This is a genomic window from Sanguibacter sp. 25GB23B1 (assembly GCF_040012415.1).
GTDB lineage: Bacteria > Actinomycetota > Actinomycetes > Actinomycetales > Cellulomonadaceae > Sanguibacter.
This window is the reverse complement of sequence record NZ_JBDYKL010000002.1, coordinates 101,854-117,738: the sequence shown is the minus strand read 5'-3', so window position 1 is coordinate 117,738 and position 15,885 is coordinate 101,854. Positions and strand designations below refer to the sequence as shown.

The window sequence follows — 15,885 nt, the reverse complement described above, 5'->3', positions numbered from 1 at the left end:
GAATCACGCGGGACGCAGGACGGCGGCCGGACCCGTCGGAACGGTCCCGGCCGCCGTCGTGGCGCGCGCCGCTGGGTCAGGCGCAGGGGTCGACCGTGCTCACCGTCCCGTCCTTGACCACGGCCGTCGTGCCGCTGAGCGTGTAGTTCGCCGACCCGTTGTTGTCCCAGGTACCCGAACCGTCGGTGAACGCGGCCGTGACGGTCGCGCCCGCCGTCGCGACGGTCGTCGACACCCAGCCGGTGCAGGCCGCCGACATCGCCTTGCCCGGCACGACCGTCCACCCACCCGTGCCCACCTTGTAGTGCACGTTGTAGGCCGACCACCCCTTGGTCGTGGAGTAGTAGATCGTCTGGTTCGTCGACGGCGTCGTCGCGGAGCACGGGTTCGTCGTCGTGACGGCCCCGTCCTTGACCACGGCCGTCGTGCCGCTGAGCGTGTAGTTCGCCGACCCGTTGTTGTCCCAGGTGCCCGAGCCGTTCGTGAACACCGCGGTCACCGTCGCACCACCGGTGGCGATCGTCGTCGAGACCCAGCCCGTGCACGCCGCCGACATCGCTCGGCCCGGCACAGCGGTCCAGGCGCCGGAGCCCACCTGGTAGTGGACGTTGTAGCCGGACCACCCCTTGTTCGTGGAGTAGTAGACCGTCTGGTTCGTCACCGGGTCGGGGTCGCCCGGCTCGACGGGCCCCCCGCTGAGCGCCCCCACGTGCAGCGCGAGCGCTCCGTATGCCGGGACGGTCGCCGTCAGCTGGCCGGAGCCGTTCACCGAGACCGTCTTGGCACACCCGTCACCGGCCACGACGTCGCAGTACGTGCCTGCGGGCAGCGAGGACTGGAACGTGCGCGTGACGGCGCTCGCCTCGTTGTTGATCGCGACGTAACCCTTGGACCCGCGACCGAACGCGATCTGGTTCGCACCGTTGTCCCACCAGCTCGTCACGGCCTCGGTGCCGACCGCCGTCCGGAACCCGACCATGTTCTTGATCTCCGGCCAGCGGTGCGCGCAGGTCCACGTCGCGGTGTTCGAGCAGCTCGCGTCGATCACCTGTCCGTCACCCTGCTGCGGCGCACCCGCGTCCTTGTCGGTGAAGGTGTAGCCCGAGTAGACCGACGGCCAGCCGTACGGGTGGGCGAGCATGAAGACGTTGGCGAGCTTGTACTTCGCTCCCCACGTGTAGTTCATGGTCTCGCCGTTGCGCTCGGTGTCGTGGTTGTCGACGAAGACCCCGGCACGGTCGGACGCGAGCAGACCGTTCGAGACGGTCCTGAGGTCGGCGATGCGGCCGTCGAAGCGGCTCTTGAGCGTGCGGGCGTAGTTGAACTCGTGGGAGTCGCCGCTGCCGAGGTACTCGGACGGCTGGACGGGCTCTCCCGCTGCGCCGATGACCTCGTGCACCCAGAAGACGTTCGGGTTGGTGAGCTTGCTCTTGATCGCCTCGAGGTCGGCTGCGGGGATGTGCTTCGCGGCGTCGATGCGGAAGCCCGCGACGCCGAGGCTGATCATGTCGTTGAGGTAGGCCGCGATCTCGGTGCGGACGTAGTCCGAGCCGGTCCGGAGATCTTGCAGCGAGACGAGGCGGCAGTTCTGCACCTGGTAGCGGTCGGCGTAGTTCGAGATGTTGGTCTTGCAGTCGTTGAAGTCGTTCGGGCCGTAGCCGCCGTCAGGACCGGGGAAGCTCTCGATGCCGTAGGGGGTCCCCGCCCAGCCGGTGCCGCTGCTCACGTCCGCGCCGGTCATGTGGTTGATGACCGTGTCCGCGATGACCTTGACACCCGCCGCGTCGCAGGCGTCGACCATCGCCTTGAACTCGGTCCGCGTGCCGAGCTTGGACTCGAGCCGGTAGCTCACCGGCTGGTAGGACGTCCACCAGGCTGCACCGCGGATGTGCTCCTGCGGCGGCGAGGTCTGGACGTACGCATAGCCCGCCGGTCCGAGCGTCGTGGTGCACTCGCTCGCGATGGAGTTCCACGTCCACTGGAACATGTTCACCGCGGTGTTCCCGCGGCCCGGGACCGTCGGGGCCGCAGCTGCGAGCCCCGGAGACGCGACCGCCGACTGGACGGTCGTCGCCGCGGGTGCTGCCGCGGCCGCCGGGGCGGACGGACCTGCGGCTCCCAGGAGTCCTGCAACTGCTAGCGCGCCCGCTGCGAGCAGCGCTGTGCTCTGCATGGACCATCGGCGTGCGGACCAGCGGGGCGATCCTCCGTGCGAGCGTGGGTCGGCCGTGAGCTGTCTCGTCATCGAGTTCCTCCATCGTCGGCGGAGCGCGCACGGTCTCAAGGGTCGAGGACCGAGCAGGCTCGGTGTCACGTCGTCGTGGCACCGTCGCGAATTGCGACAAAGACGGACACTATCCGCGTTGCAACAACCACGCAAGGGCTGCAAGGGATTGCAGCGCGCCGAGAGTGCCTTCTGACGGACATGCGGTCCGCACACCTGGAACCATCAGGGACCGACGCGCGTTGAGAGTGCGACCCTCACCACGAGATCCGGAGAATGATGGACGGCGACAGTACGAACCCCCTTGCGCAGCAGACCGACAGAGCCGCAGCAGGGGGGACGATCTGATGTGGGTCCTCACACTGCTCCTCGGTGTGCTCGTGGTCCTGGCGATCACCGCCGTGACCGGCTACTTCGTGGCCCAGGAGTTCGCCTACATGGCGGTCGACCGCTCGCGCCTCGGGGCGCGGGCGGCAGCAGGTGACGCCGGCGCCAAGCGCGCCCTGAGCGTCACGAAGCGGACGTCCTTCATGCTGTCCGGAGCGCAGCTCGGCATCACCGTGACCGGCCTGCTCGTCGGCTACGTCGCCGAACCGCTCATCGGCGAGTCGCTGGGCGAGGCGCTCGGCGGCGTCGGCGTGCCCACCGGGGTCGGCATAGCCATCGGCACCGTGCTCGCGCTGCTCTTCTCGACCGTCGTGCAGATGCTCTTCGGCGAGCTCTTCCCCAAGAACCTCGCCATCGCGCGACCGGAGCCCGTCGCGCTGTGGCTGTCCCGGTCCACCACGCTCTACCTCGCCGTCTTCGGCTGGCTCATCGCCGTGTTCGACCGCGCGTCCAACGTGCTCCTGCGGACCCTCGGGATCGAGCCCGTCCACGACGTCGAGCACTCCGCCACAGCACGCGACCTCGAGCACATCGTCGCCGAGTCCCGAGACAGCGGCGACCTGCCCGCCGAGCTCTCCGTCCTCCTCGACCGCATCCTCGACTTCCCCGACCGCGACGTCGAGCACGCCATGATCCCGCGCGCCCGCGTCGACGTCATCCACCCCGACATCACCGTCGCCGGCGTCCGCGCGCTCATGAGCACCGGCCACTCGCGATACCCGGTGCTCGACGAGGACGACCGCGTGGTGGGCATCGTCCACCTCGACGACGTGCTCGCACACCACCACTCCGCCGACGCCCCCATCACGGCCATCATGCGCGACGCGACCGTCGTCCCCACGACGATGTCGCTCCCCGACGCGCTCCGTGAGGTCGCCGACACCCAGAACCACCTCGCGTGCGTCATCGACGAGTACGGCGGCTTCGCCGGGGTCCTCACCCTCGAAGACCTCGCCGAAGAGCTCGTCGGCGAGATCACCGACGAGCACGATCCCGAGACACCCACCGTCGAGCCGTCACCCGACGACGGCATCTGGGTCATGGCCGGCGACGTGCACGTCGACGAGGTCGAGCGCGCCATCGGCTACGACCTGCCGCGCGGTGACTACGAGACCATCGCCGGCCTCGTCATCGCCCACCACGGCTCGTTCCCAGCCCCGGGCACCAGCATCGACATCCTGCTCCCACCCGACCCGGCGGACCTCGCCCGGGCCGAGGAACCACCGACGGTGACGATGCACGTCGACGTGCTCGAGATCGACCGGCACGTGCCGTCCCTCGTGCGCGTGAGCCTCCCGCTCGAGGCGCTCAAGCCCACCACGGCACCCGAGGCGTCCGAAGCACCTGACGCCACGACCGACACGAAGGAGACGGGCCGATGAGCAACCCCTGGATCATCATCAGCGTCACCGTCCTCCTCATCGCGCTCAGCGCGTTCTTCGTCGCCATCGAGTTCGCGCTGCTCGCCGCGAAACGGCACCGCCTCGAAGACGCCGCCTCGCACAGCCGGGCGGCACGAGCCGCGCTGCGCAGCGCGTCCGAGCTCACGCTCCTGCTCGCCGGGTCCCAGCTCGGGATCACGATCTGCACCCTGGCGCTCGGTGCCGTCACCAAACCCGCCGTGCACCACTGGCTCACCCCGCTCTTCGAGTCGTGGGGGATCGCGGCGCTGCTCGCCGACGTCGCCGGATTCGCGCTCGCGCTCATCATCGTCACGTTCCTGCACCTCGTCGTCGGCGAGATGGCACCGAAGTCCTGGGCGATCGCGCACCCCGAGCGATCGGCCACCCTCCTGGCGATCCCGATGCGCGCCTTCATGGCGCTCACCCGACCGCTCCTGCGGGCGCTCAACGAGTCAGCGAACTGGTGCCTGCGCCGTGTGGGCGTCGAGCCTGCCGACCAGGTCGCCAGCGGCCAGAACCCGGACGACCTGCGACACCTGCTGGAGCACTCCGCGAACGTCGGTGCACTGGACCCCGCCTACTTCGCGCAGCTCTCCGGCGCGCTGGAGCTCCAGAGCCTGACCATCGCCGACCTCGTCGACCACGACGCCCGTCCGGTGTTCGTGGACGCCGACGGCACCATGGACGACATCCGGGCCGCCACGCTCGCCACCGGCCACCTGCGCCTGCTCGTCGGGGACCCGGACGCGATCCTCGGCGTCGTCCACGTCCGGGACACGCTCGCCGAGCCCGACGACCGGGCAGCGCGAGAGGTCGTCCGTCCCGTCTTCACGCTCGACGCCGCGACGCCCGTCTACGCCGCCCTCACCGCGATGCGCGAGACGCGCAACCACCTCGCGGTCATCACGCACGGCGACGAGCTCCGGGGAGTCGTCACGCTCGCCGACGTCCTGCGTCGTCTCTTCCCGCGGACGTCCGCGCAGGAGGCGATCGCCCAGACGACCTGAGAGCCCCCGCACCGCCCGCGGGCACGCGTCGTCGCGTGACCGCGGGCGTTCGCGTGCCCGAGGACGTTCGCGTGCCCGAGGGCGTCGGGCGGCTCAGTCGGCCGTCGGCGGACGGCGGGAGAGGTACTTCGCACTGTCGTTGACGTACGCGTAGTAGAGCCCGATGAGGACTCCACCGCCGAGGAAGTTCCCGAACAGCGCGATGCCGACGTTCGCCGACGCGAGACCGACGTCGACCCCCTCGCTCAGACCGACGACAGTGAAGAGCACCGTGTTCGCGACCGAGTGCTCGAGCCCGAGGAACGCGAACATGAACACCGCGACGATCATGACGAGGCTCTTCGTGAGGTCGTCCTTGATGCGCCCGTTGTACACGAGGAGCATCGCGAGGTTGATGAGGAAGTTGCAGAGGATCGCCCGGACGAGCAGGTCGCCCCAGCCGGCCGCACCCTCGGTGATGAATGCCGTCTTGTGCTCGACCGACGCGACCATCTCGGCCATCGGCACGCCCTCGGTGATGGTGCTGAACCGGATCATGAGCGCGACGAGCAGCCCGCCGAGCGCGTTCCCGAGGAAGCACAGGCCGAGGATCCGCAGGGCCTTCGACCAGCTCGTCCGGCGGTAGTACGCGCCGATCGACACGATCATCATGTTCGACGTGAGGAGCTCGGACTTCGAGTAGTAGATGAACACGAGCGCCCAGCCGAACGCGAGCGCACCGGCGATCCGGCCGAGCGGGCGCAGCGTGCTCTCCCCGAGGTCGACGGCGTCGAACGCCGCGATGACCGCGTAGTTCGTCGCGTAGAGGACACCGATGATGATGCCCGCCATCGCCGCGCGCTGCAGGTAGCGGCGCGCGAGAGCACCCGAGAGCTCCGTCTTCGTGTCGAGCGCGTCGAGGACGGTGCTGATGAAGTGCTTGCCGGGGAAGAGGTCGTGCGGATCCTGCGTCATGGGGTTCATGGTCGCAGACCCGCCCGCCTCACCACGTGCCGAGCGGTCATCCCACCGGGGACGCGACCGACGCCAGGGCGCCGACGATGTCGTCGACGCGCTGCTTGGCGTCGCCGAAGAGCATCGCGGTGTTCTCCTTGAAGAACAACGGGTTCTGCACGCCCGCGTAGCCGGTGGCCATGGACCTCTTGAAGACGATGACCTGCTTCGCCTTCCACACCTCGAGGACCGGCATCCCGGCGATCGGCGACGACGGGTCGTCGAGGGCCGCGGGGTTGACCGTGTCGTTCGCCCCGATGACGAGCACCACGTCCGTCTCGGCGAGGTCGTCGTTGATCTCGTCCATCTCGAGGACGATGTCGTACGGCACCTTCGCCTCCGCGAGCAGGACGTTCATGTGGCCGGGAAGACGGCCGGCGACGGGGTGGACACCGAAGCGGACCTCGACGCCCTGGGCGCGCAGGCGCGAGACGAGGTCGGCGACCGGGTACTGCGCCTTGGCGACCGCCATGCCGTAGCCCGGGGTGATGACGACGGACCGGGCGGCCGTGAGCATCTCCGCCACGTCGGCGGCCGTGACCTCGCGGTGGTCGCCGTAGTCCGTGTCGTCGCTCCCGCCTGCCGGGGCGCCGTCGTCCGAGCCGAAGCCCCCGAGGATGACGGACACGAAGGACCGGTTCATGGCCTTGCACATGATGTAGGACAGGATCGCACCGGACGAGCCGACGAGGGCGCCGACGATGATGAGCAGGTTGTTGCTCAGCATGAACCCGGCCGCGGCGGCTGCCCACCCGGAGTACGAGTTGAGCATCGAGACGACGACGGGCATGTCGCCACCGCCGATCGAGGCGACGAGGTGCCACCCGATCGCGAGAGCCACGACGAGGAGCAGGAGCAGCGGCGCGAGCGACGGGCTCGTGAGGAACCAGGCCATGAGCGCCGCGCTGACGAGGAGCCCTGCGAGGTTGAGCAGGTTGCGCCCGGGGAGCATGAGCGGCGAGGACTTGATGCGCGCCGAGAGCTTGAGGAAGGCGACGATCGACCCGGTGAAGGTGATGGCCCCGATGAAGATCCCGAGGAACACCTCGACGAGGTGGACCGCGTCGGCGTGCGTCTCGGTGAGGTAGGAGTTCACACCGACGAGCACGGCGGCGAGACCGACGAAGCTGTGCAGCATCGCGATCATCTCCGGCATCTGCGTCATCTCGACGCGGCGGGCCTGCCAGGTGCCGAGCGTCGCGCCGACGATGAAGACGAGCGCGATGAGCAGTGCCGTCACGAGGACCGACCGCTCGGAGCTCTCGAGGCTGAGGGCCACGGTCGCGCCGAGGGCGAGGACCATGCCGGTCATGCCGAAGAGGGCACCGCGCCGGGCGGTCGCCTGCTTGGACAGGCCCGCGAGGCTGAGGATGAAGAGGATGGCCGCGACGACGTACACGGCCTGCGCGAGAGAGGCGAGCGTCATGTCAGACGTCCTTCCGGAACATGGAGATCATGCGGTAGGCGACGAGGAACCCACCGAAGATGTTGATGCTCGCGACGGTCGCCGCGACGAACGCGAGAGCCGTGACCCACCAGCTGTCGCTGCCGATCTGCAGGAGCGCACCGACGAGGATGATCCCCGAGATGGCGTTCGTCTGCGCCATGAGCGGCGTGTGGAGGGAGTGGCTCACGTTGGAGATGACGTAGTAGCCGACGAAGACCGCGAGGACGAACACGGTGAAGTACCCGGCGAACGCGGGCGGCGAGAACGCGACCGCCAGGCCGAGGAGGACCGCACCGAGCCCGTACCCGGCGAGCTTGCGCTGGCCTGCACGGCGGGCGGCCTCTCGCTCTTCGAGCGCACGCACCGCCGGGTCGACGGTCGGGACGACCTCGACCGGCGCGGCGACCGGGACGGCCGAGACCTGCACGGGCGGCGGCGGCCAGAGGACCTCACCCGCGAGCGTGACGGTCATCCCCCGCTGCACCACGTCGTCCATGTCGAGGACGACCTCGCCGTCGGCGTCCGGGGTGAGGAGCTTCATGAGGTTGACGATGTTCGTGCCGAAGAGCTGGGAGGTGTGCTTCGGCAGCCGGCTCGTGAGGTCCGTGTACCCGATGATCGTCACGCCGTTGTCGGTGACGATCGTGGACCCGGGGACGGTGAGCTCGCAGTTGCCGCCGCCCGAGGCGGCGAGGTCGACGACGACGCTGCCCGGTCGCATCGCGGCGACCATCGAGGCCGTGATGGTGCGCGGGGCGGTGCCACGGACGAGCGCGGTGGTGATGACGATGTCGGCCTTCGCGCTCTCTTCCGCGTACATGACGGAGGTGAGCCGCTCCTGCTCGGCGGTCATCTCCTGGGCGTAGCCGTCCGAGGAGACGTCCTGCTGCGCGTCCTGGGCCTGGACGAACTCGGCGCCCATGGACTCGATCTGCTCGCCCGCCTCGGGGCGCACGTCGAAGGCGCGGACCTGCGCACCGAGGCTGCCGGCGGCCCCGATCGCGGCGAGGCCGGCGACACCGCCACCGATGACGAACACCTTGGCCGGGGCTGTCTTGCCCGCTGCTGTCACCTGTCCGGTGAACATGCCGCCGTAGGCCTCGGCGGCCTCGATGACGGCACGGTACCCGGCGACGTTGGACATGGTGCTGAGGACGTCGAGCGCCTGGGCGCGGGAGATGCGCGGCACGGCGTCGAGCGCGAGTGCGCTCACGCCACGCTCCGCGAAGGCGGCGACGAGCTCGGGGTGCGTCGCAGGGGCCATCATCGCGACGACCGTGGCACCCGGTCGGAGCTGGGCGACGCCCGCGTCGTCGGGGGCGTTGACACAGGTCACCACGTCGCTCGTCCACGCGGTGGCGGCGTCGACGACGCCGGCACCGGCCTCACGGTAGGCGACGTCGGGGAAGCTTGCCTGCGCGCCTGCTCCCGCCTCGACGACGACGTCGTAGCCGAGCTTGACGAGCTGCGCCACGGTGGTGGGTGTTGCGGCGACGAGCCGTTCCCCGGGACGTGTCTCCCGGGGGATGCCGATCCTCATCGAGCCTCCTCGTTGATGGTGCTTCCAGTGTCCACCCCGGCGCCGACGGCCAGGACGGGTGTGCTGCGCTCGGTCGTGGGCTGGTCGTGCGCCCGTTCCCCGGACCATGATCGCGTGCCCGGGCCCCTCGCTGCCAGGACCAAGAACCCTCGCCGGTCGTCCGCCTGTCCTCGCCGAGCGCACGAGGTCGGTGGGCACCCGGGTCGAGGAGGTGCGCAGAGCCACTCTCCCACAACGGGTAAGCGCTTTCCTAGGACCTCGGTCCTCGTGTCCGGACGCGAATTGTCACGCCCGGGTGACAATCCTCACCACCCGTTGACTCTGGGTATGTGAACGGACACACTTCTCTGTGACGGCGCGTGCCACTGCCCCCCTGCGCGGCACGCGTCGTCTTCTCATGTCCCGGCCGGCTCAGCCCCGGGTGCCGACCGTCGCCGCGGCCCCGATGTCCCCCGTGATGACCGCGTTGATGAGCTCCGTGCTCCACGCGAGGATCTCCGCCCCGCGCAGCGGCCGCCCACCGATCCGGGCGGTCGTCGGGAACGGTACGAGGATCGTGCGCGTCGCCGGCTTGAGGAGCGTGCCGGGGTAGAGCCGCTTGAGCCGCAGCTGCGCCGACTCGGGCAGGTCCACGGGCGCGAAGCGCACGAACTTCCCCTGCGACGTGACGTCGGCCAGGCCGGCTGCTCGGGCATGGTTGCGGAACCCGGCGACGTCGAAGAGGTTCGCCACCATCTCCGGCACCGGGCCGTAGCGGTCGACGAGCTCGGCACGGATGTCGTCGAGCTCCGTGGCGGTCTGGGCCGCGGCGATCTTCCGGTACGCCTCGAGGCGCAGACGCTCGTGAGCGATGTAGTCGTGCGGCAGGTGCGCGTCGACGGGGAGCTCGATCGTGACCTCGGGCGCCTCCTCCTCGACCTCGCCGCGGAAGCCGGCCACGGCCTCCCCCACCATCCGGATGTAGAGGTCGAAGCCGACGCCCGCGATGTGCCCGGACTGCTCACCTCCGAGGAGGTTCCCTGCCCCGCGGATCTCGAGGTCCTTGAGCGCGACCGCCATCCCCGAGCCGAGGTCCGTGTTCGCCGCGATCGTCGCGAGGCGGTCGTGCGCCGTCTCGGTGAGCGGGCGCTCGGGCGGGTAGAGGAAGTACGCGTAGGCCCGGTCGCGGCCTCGACCCACACGCCCCCGGAGCTGGTGCAGCTGGGAGAGCCCGAGCATGTCGGCCCGCTCGAGGATGAGCGTGTTCGCGTTGGAGATGTCGAGGCCGGTCTCGATGATCGTCGTGCACACGAGGACGTCGAACTTCTTCTCCCAGAAGTCCATGATGACGCGCTCGAGCTGGTGCTCGCCCATCTTCCCGTGCGCCACCTCGATCCGGGCCTCGGGCACGAGCTCGTGCAGACGGGCAGCGGTGCGGTCGATGGACTCGACCTTGTTGTGCACGTAGAACACCTGACCCTCGCGCAGCAGCTCGCGGCGGATCGCCGCCGTGATCTGGCGCTCGTCGTACGCGCCGACGTACGTGAGGATCGGGTGGCGCTCCTCCGGCGGCGTCGCGAGCGTCGACATCTCGCGGATACCGGTCACGGCCATCTCGAGGGTGCGCGGGATGGGCGTGGCGCTCATCGCGAGGACGTCGACGTTGGTGCGCAGCTGCTTGAGCTTCTCCTTGTGCTCGACGCCGAAGCGCTGCTCCTCGTCGACGACCACGAGGCCGAGGTCCTTGAAGCGGATCGAGCCGGCGAGCAGGCGGTGCGTGCCGATGACGACGTCGACCGTCCCCTCCGCGAGGCCGTCGACGACCTCCTTCGCCTCCTTGTCCGTCTGGAAGCGCGAGAGGCCCTTGACCACGACGGGGAAGCCCGCGTACCGCTCGGAGAACGTGTCGTAGTGCTGCTGGACGAGGAGCGTGGTCGGCACGAGGACGGCGACCTGCTTGCCGTCCTGGACGGCCTTGAACGCCGCACGCACGGCGATCTCGGTCTTGCCGTAGCCCACGTCGCCGCACACGAGGCGGTCCATCGGGACCGTCTTCTCCATGTCGCCCTTGACCTCGTCGATCGTGGCGAGCTGGTCGGGCGTCTCGACGTACGCGAACGCGTCCTCGAGCTCACGCTGCCACGGGGTGTCGGTGGAGAACGCGTGACCCTTCGTCGCCATGCGTGCCGAGTAGAGGCGGATGAGCTCGCTCGCGATCTCCTTGATCGCCTTCTTCGCCCGCCCCTTCGTCTTGGCCCAGTCCGAGCCGCCCATCTTGTTGAGGGACGGCGACTCGCCACCGGTGTACTTCGTCACCTGGTCGAGCTGGTCCGTCGGGACGTAGAGGCGATCGCCGGGGTGGTTCTTGCGCGACGCGGCGTACTCGATGACGAGGTACTCGCGCGTCGCGGCGTTCGCCCCCGCGCCGAGCGTGCGCTGCACGAGCTCGACGAACCGTCCGACTCCGTGCTGCTCGTGGACGACGAAGTCCCCGGTCCGCAGCTGGAGCGGGTCGACGACGTTGCGCCGCTTGGACGGCATCTTGCGCATGTCGCGTGTCGAGGAGCCTGCGCGCCCGGTGAGGTCGGACTCCGAGAAGACGGCGAGACGCAGCTCGGGTGCCACGAAGCCGGGACCGACCGGTGCCGGGGTGACGAGGACGACCCCACCCTCCGGGTCCGCGCCGATCTCCCCGACGAGCCGCGCGGGCGTCTCCACCGCGCTCAGCTGCTCGACCATCCTCTTAGCCGGGCCGTGGCCCTCGGTCGTGAGGACGAGGCGCCAGCCGGCCAGCTGGAGCCCGCGGATGTCGTCGAGCGCGCGCTGGACGTCGCCCCGGTAGCTCTCGACGTCGCGTGCGGCCACGCGGAGCGTGTCAGCACCGTCCATGTGCGCGAAGGTCGGGGTCGCGTCCTCGGGCTCGTCCCCGGCGCTCGGGTCGTCGAGGCCGAAGGAGGACAGGGTCCACCAGCCGAGCCCGCGCCGGGCCGCGATGTCCCGCACCTCCTCGATGGTCGCGAAGGACGCGGCACCGAGGTTGATGGGCGACGTCCCGCCCGCTGCGGCCCCGGTCCAGGCCGCCGCGAGAAACTCCTCGGTCGTCGCGACGAGGTCGAACGCCCTGCGCCGGACCTTCTCCGGCTCGGAGAGGACGACGAGCGCGTCGTCGGACACGAGGTCGAGGACCGAGACCATCGAGTCCACGAGCACGGGTGCGAGGGACTCCATGCCCTCCACGGCGATGCCCGCCGCCATCTTCGTGAGCATCTCCTCCGCACCGGGTAGCTGCTCGACGAGCGCCGCGGCGCGGTCGCGCACCGAGTCGGTGAGCAGCATCTCGCGGCAGGGCGGTGCCCACACGCCGTGGTCCGCCACCTCGAGGCTGCGCTGGTCGGCGACCGCGAACCAGCGGATCTCCTCGACCTCCTCGCCCCAGAACTCCACGCGCAGCGGGTGCTCCTCGATGGGCGGGAAGACGTCGAGGATCCCGCCGCGCACCGCGTACTCGCCCCGGCGCTCCACCATGTCGACGCGGGAGTACGCCGCCGCACCGAGCTGGTCCGCCACGACAGAGAGGTCGGCATGGTCGCGCACCTCCAGCCGCACGGGCTCGAGGTCGCCGAGACCCTCGACGACGGGCTGCAGGAGCGCACGCACGGGCAGGACGAGCACGCGGACCTCCCCGGTCATGCCGCCGTCGGCCGACGGGTGGGCGAGGCGACGGAAGACCGCGAGCCGTCGCGCGACCGTGTCCGAGCGCGGGGACAGCCGCTCGTGCGGCAGCGTCTCCCACGCCGGGAGGACGGCCACGTCGTCGTAGGGCAGGTAGCAGCGCAAGGCGCTCGCGAGCTCGTCCGCCTCGCGGCCGGTCGCCGTGACCACGACGAGCGGTCGCGAGCCTGCCACGCCGCTCAGGGGCACGGGGCCGTCGCTCGACCGTGACCCGGCCATCGCCGCGAGCAGCGGCGGCCGCACGCCGACCGGACCGACGACGTCGAGGAACCCTCGGGAGGCGACGCGCTCGACCGCGGCGCGGGCGCCGTCGTCGGCGAGGAGGGCAGAGAGGACTCCCGTGAGATTCATGATTCCTTCGACAGGTACAGGCACTTCGACACGTGCGGGGACGCAGACGGGCCCGGATCACGAGTGAGCCGGGCTGTGCTCCCACACTACGACGAGACACCGACACCGGCACACGGCAGCAGCCTGAGCGAGGCCCGTGCGGGCTCCGCTCGGGCCACCCGCAGGACCACCCCGAGAACCACCCCGACCGCCCTGGTCAGCGCTCGGCCGCTGAGTACGCTCGATCGCATGGCACACGTGGTGGTGGTCGGATCAGGGATCGTCGGGCTCGCGACCGCTGCGCGGCTGGCCGCGCGCGGGGACCGGGTGACCGTGCTGGAGAAGGAACCCGTGCTCGCGGCGCACCAGACGGGCCGCAACTCCGGGGTGATCCACTCCGGCCTCTACTACCCGCCCGGCAGCCTCAAGGCGACGCTCGGGACCGCGGGGGCCGCGTCGATGACGGCGTTCGCGCAGGAGAACGGCGTCGCGGTCCGCACGACGGGCAAGCTCGTCGTCGCCGTGACCGAGGACGAGCTGCCGCGCCTGACCGTCCTCGCGGAGCGCGCGACCGCGAACGGCGTCCCGGCACGCCTCGTCAGCGCCGCCGAGGCGCGCGAGATCGAGCCGCACGTCGCGTGCGTCGCGGCGTTGCGCGTCGAGAGCACCGGGATCGTCGACTACCGGGCGGTGTGCCGCGTGCTGGCGGAGGCCGTGGAGGCCGCCGGCGGCGAGGTCCTCCTGGGCCGCTCCCTGGTCTCCGCGTCGTCACCCGCATCGACGACGGAGCCCGTGCGGGTGACCGTCGCGCACGGCGGCGGCACCGAGGAGATCGCGGCTGACGCCCTCGTGGTGTGCGGCGGACTGCACGCCGACCGCCTCGCCCGCGCCTGCGGGGTGGAGCCCGGCGCCCGCATCGTCCCGTTCCGCGGCGAGTACTTCGAGCTGGTGCCGGAGGCGGCGAGCATGGTCCACGGCCTCGTCTATCCCGTGCCCGACCCGCGCTTCCCGTTCCTCGGGGTGCACCTCACGACGATGGTGCACGGCGGCGTCCACGCGGGCCCGAACGCCGTGTGGGCGCTCGCACGCGAGGGCTACCGGTGGCGGGACGTCGACGTGCGCGACGTCGCGAGCGCGCTGTCCTGGCCCGGGCTGTGGCGCCTCGGCGCACGCAACGTCGTGCCCGGGGCACGGGAGGTCGCCCGCTCGATGTCCCGCTCGCTCTTCGCGTCGAGCCTGGCTCGGCTCGTGCCGGGCATCGGGCGCGACGACCTCGTGCCGAGCCCGTCAGGCGTCCGGGCGCAGGCGCTCGCCAAGGACGGCCGGCTCGTGGACGACTTCCTCGTGGCCACCGGACCGCGCCAGGTCCACGTCATCAACGCGCCGTCACCGGCCGCGACTGCTGCCCTCGAGATCGCCGAGCACGTCGTCAGCGTCCTCGACTCCGTCACCGCCCGCGCCGCGGCGTGAGCGCCGGACGCGCGGGGCGGGCGGCTCGACGGCGACGACGCACCACGGCATGAAGAGCTGGACGAGCGGCCCGATCGCCAGCGCGTAGAGGACTGTCCCGACGCCCACGGTGCCGCCCAGCAGCCACCCGAGCGCGAGCACCGTGATCTCGATGGCGGTCCGGATGACGCGGAGCGACCCGCTGGTCCGGCGCGCGAGGCCGGTCATCAGCCCGTCGCGCGGGCCGGGACCGAGCTGCGAGCCGATGTAGAGCGCCCCGGCAACACCGTTGGCCACGACGCCGCCGACGAGCAGCGGCACCTGGACCGCCAGGTCCTCGGCCTGCGGCAGCACCGCGAGGGTCAGGTCGAGCGCCACGCCCAGCCACAGGGCGTTCGCGACCGTGCCGAGCCCGGGCATCTGTCGCAACGGGATCCACAGGGCGAGCACGACGACGCCCGTGACGATGACGACGGTGCCCATCGAGACCGGTACGTGCTGAGCGACACCCGCGTGGAAGACGTCCCACGGGTCGAGGCCGAGCCCGCTCCGGAGCATCATGCCCATGGACACCCCGTAGAGGGTGAGGCCGACGAAGAGCTGGGCGAGCCGACGTGGCATCCGGCCGGCACGGAGCTGGTCCAGCGGCGAGAGGTCCTGCAGGGCGCGCGCCGCGGTCATCGGTCCACCGCCGGACGCAGCGGCTGGTCGAGCACGACGACGCACCAGGGCATGAACCGCTGCACGAGGGGGCCGATCGCGAGCGCGAAGAGCACGGTCCCCACCCCGACGGTCCCGCCCAGGACCCAGCCGAGCAGGAGCACCGTGACCTCGATGCCGGTGCGGAAGACCCGCAACGACCCACCCGTGCGGTGAGCGAGGCCCGTCATGAGACCGTCGCGGGGGCCGGCGCCGAGCTGAGACCCGATGTAGAGGGCGCCCGCCAGGCCGTTGAGGACGATCCCGCTCAGGAGCAGGGGTGCCTGGAGCGCGAGCCCGTCGACCGGTGGGAGCACCCGGAGCGTGAGGTCGAGCGCCACACCGAGCCACAGCGTGTTCGCGACGGTGCCGACGCCCGGCACCTGCCGCAGCGGGATCCACAGGGCGAGGACGAGGACGCCGGTGAGGATGACGACCGTGCCGATCGACCACGGGAGGTGACGGGCGAGCCCTGCGTGGAGGACGGTCCACGGGTTGAGGCCGAGCCCGCTCCGGATCATCATCGCCGTGGACGCTCCGAAGAGGGTGAGCCCGAGGAAGAGCTGGACGAGCCGGCGGGTCATCCGGCCGGCGCGGAGCTGCTCGAGCGGCGAGAGGTCTTGGAGAGCGGGCCGTGCGGGCAGTGCACGTTGAGCGGGCTGGGCTGTGGCCGTGATCATCCCGTCACGGTATCC

General features: G+C 70.7%; 10 protein-coding genes. 3 read left to right on the top strand and 7 right to left on the bottom strand.

Annotated elements, in window-relative coordinates:
- Positions 1-76: 76 nt before the first annotated feature.
- On the bottom strand, positions 77-2,245 hold the full coding sequence (locus tag ABKW26_RS01925; protein WP_348590724.1) for a carbohydrate binding domain-containing protein: 2,169 nt from the start codon (positions 2,243-2,245) through the stop codon (positions 77-79).
- A gap of 326 nt (positions 2,246-2,571) precedes the next feature.
- Between ABKW26_RS01925 and ABKW26_RS01920 the strand changes: the two genes are divergently transcribed.
- Both ABKW26_RS01920 and ABKW26_RS01915 read left to right on the top strand, forming a co-directional pair.
- Positions 2,572-3,993: a hemolysin family protein gene (locus ABKW26_RS01920; RefSeq protein ID WP_348590723.1), complete on the top strand. Its 1,422-nt coding sequence runs from the start codon at positions 2,572-2,574 to the stop codon at positions 3,991-3,993.
- Positions 3,990-5,021, top strand: a complete 1,032-nt coding sequence (locus tag ABKW26_RS01915; RefSeq protein WP_348590722.1) for a hemolysin family protein — start codon at positions 3,990-3,992, stop codon at positions 5,019-5,021. Before ABKW26_RS01920 ends, ABKW26_RS01915 begins: the two co-directional genes overlap by 4 nt.
- 93 nt (positions 5,022-5,114) lie before the next feature.
- On the opposite strand, the gene ABKW26_RS01910 is transcribed toward ABKW26_RS01915, so the two are convergent.
- The 4 genes from ABKW26_RS01910 to mfd all read right to left on the bottom strand — a co-directional run bounded on the left by ABKW26_RS01910 (position 5,115) and on the right by mfd (position 13,063).
- Positions 5,115-5,975, bottom strand: a complete 861-nt coding sequence (locus ABKW26_RS01910) for a formate/nitrite transporter family protein (RefSeq protein WP_348590721.1) — start codon at positions 5,973-5,975, stop codon at positions 5,115-5,117.
- A gap of 46 nt (positions 5,976-6,021) precedes the next feature.
- Entirely contained in the window at positions 6,022-7,440 is a 1,419-nt protein-coding gene (gene pntB / locus ABKW26_RS01905) for a Re/Si-specific NAD(P)(+) transhydrogenase subunit beta (protein WP_348590720.1), read from the bottom strand.
- A 1-nt stretch (position 7,441) separates the two neighbouring features.
- Positions 7,442-9,001 (bottom strand): Re/Si-specific NAD(P)(+) transhydrogenase subunit alpha, encoded by a 1,560-nt coding sequence (locus ABKW26_RS01900; protein ID WP_348590719.1) that lies wholly within the window; start codon positions 8,999-9,001, stop codon positions 7,442-7,444.
- A 411-nt stretch (positions 9,002-9,412) separates the two neighbouring features.
- Entirely contained in the window at positions 9,413-13,063 is a 3,651-nt protein-coding gene (gene mfd, locus ABKW26_RS01895) for a transcription-repair coupling factor (protein ID WP_348590718.1), read from the bottom strand.
- A gap of 228 nt (positions 13,064-13,291) precedes the next feature.
- Between mfd and lhgO the strand changes: the two genes are divergently transcribed.
- On the top strand, positions 13,292-14,512 hold the full coding sequence (lhgO, locus tag ABKW26_RS01890) for an L-2-hydroxyglutarate oxidase (protein WP_348590717.1): 1,221 nt from the start codon (positions 13,292-13,294) through the stop codon (positions 14,510-14,512).
- Here lhgO and ABKW26_RS01885 read toward each other — a convergent pair.
- Both ABKW26_RS01885 and ABKW26_RS01880 read right to left on the bottom strand, forming a co-directional pair.
- Positions 14,429-15,172 carry a hypothetical protein gene (locus tag ABKW26_RS01885; protein WP_348590716.1) on the bottom strand — a complete coding sequence of 248 codons (744 nt, stop codon included), beginning with the start codon at positions 15,170-15,172 and terminating at the stop codon, positions 14,429-14,431. The two genes, lhgO and ABKW26_RS01885, sit on opposite strands and share 84 nt — an antisense overlap.
- Positions 15,169-15,870, bottom strand: coding sequence for a hypothetical protein (locus ABKW26_RS01880; protein ID WP_348590715.1), 702 nt, complete (start codon positions 15,868-15,870; stop codon positions 15,169-15,171). Before ABKW26_RS01880 ends, ABKW26_RS01885 begins: the two co-directional genes overlap by 4 nt.
- Positions 15,871-15,885: the final 15 nt, after the last annotated feature.

Bases quoted from the DNA above. Each gene is read 5' to 3' on its own strand.
- ABKW26_RS01910 (WP_348590721.1), bottom strand. From the start codon at position 5,975: ATGACGCAGGATCCGCACGACCTCTTCCCCGGCAAGCACTTCATCAGC.
- mfd (WP_348590718.1), bottom strand. From the start codon at position 13,063: ATGAATCTCACGGGAGTCCTCTCTGCCCTCCTCGCCGACGACGGCGCC.
- ABKW26_RS01885 (WP_348590716.1), bottom strand. From the start codon at position 15,172: ATGACCGCGGCGCGCGCCCTGCAGGACCTCTCGCCGCTGGACCAGCTC.
- ABKW26_RS01925 (WP_348590724.1), bottom strand. From the start codon at position 2,245: ATGACGAGACAGCTCACGGCCGACCCACGCTCGCACGGAGGATCGCCC.
- ABKW26_RS01880 (WP_348590715.1), bottom strand. From the start codon at position 15,870: ATGATCACGGCCACAGCCCAGCCCGCTCAACGTGCACTGCCCGCACGG.
- ABKW26_RS01915 (WP_348590722.1), top strand. From the start codon at position 3,990: ATGAGCAACCCCTGGATCATCATCAGCGTCACCGTCCTCCTCATCGCG.
- pntB (WP_348590720.1), bottom strand. From the start codon at position 7,440: ATGACGCTCGCCTCTCTCGCGCAGGCCGTGTACGTCGTCGCGGCCATC.
- ABKW26_RS01920 (WP_348590723.1), top strand. From the start codon at position 2,572: ATGTGGGTCCTCACACTGCTCCTCGGTGTGCTCGTGGTCCTGGCGATC.
- ABKW26_RS01900 (WP_348590719.1), bottom strand. From the start codon at position 9,001: ATGAGGATCGGCATCCCCCGGGAGACACGTCCCGGGGAACGGCTCGTC.
- lhgO (WP_348590717.1), top strand. From the start codon at position 13,292: ATGGCACACGTGGTGGTGGTCGGATCAGGGATCGTCGGGCTCGCGACC.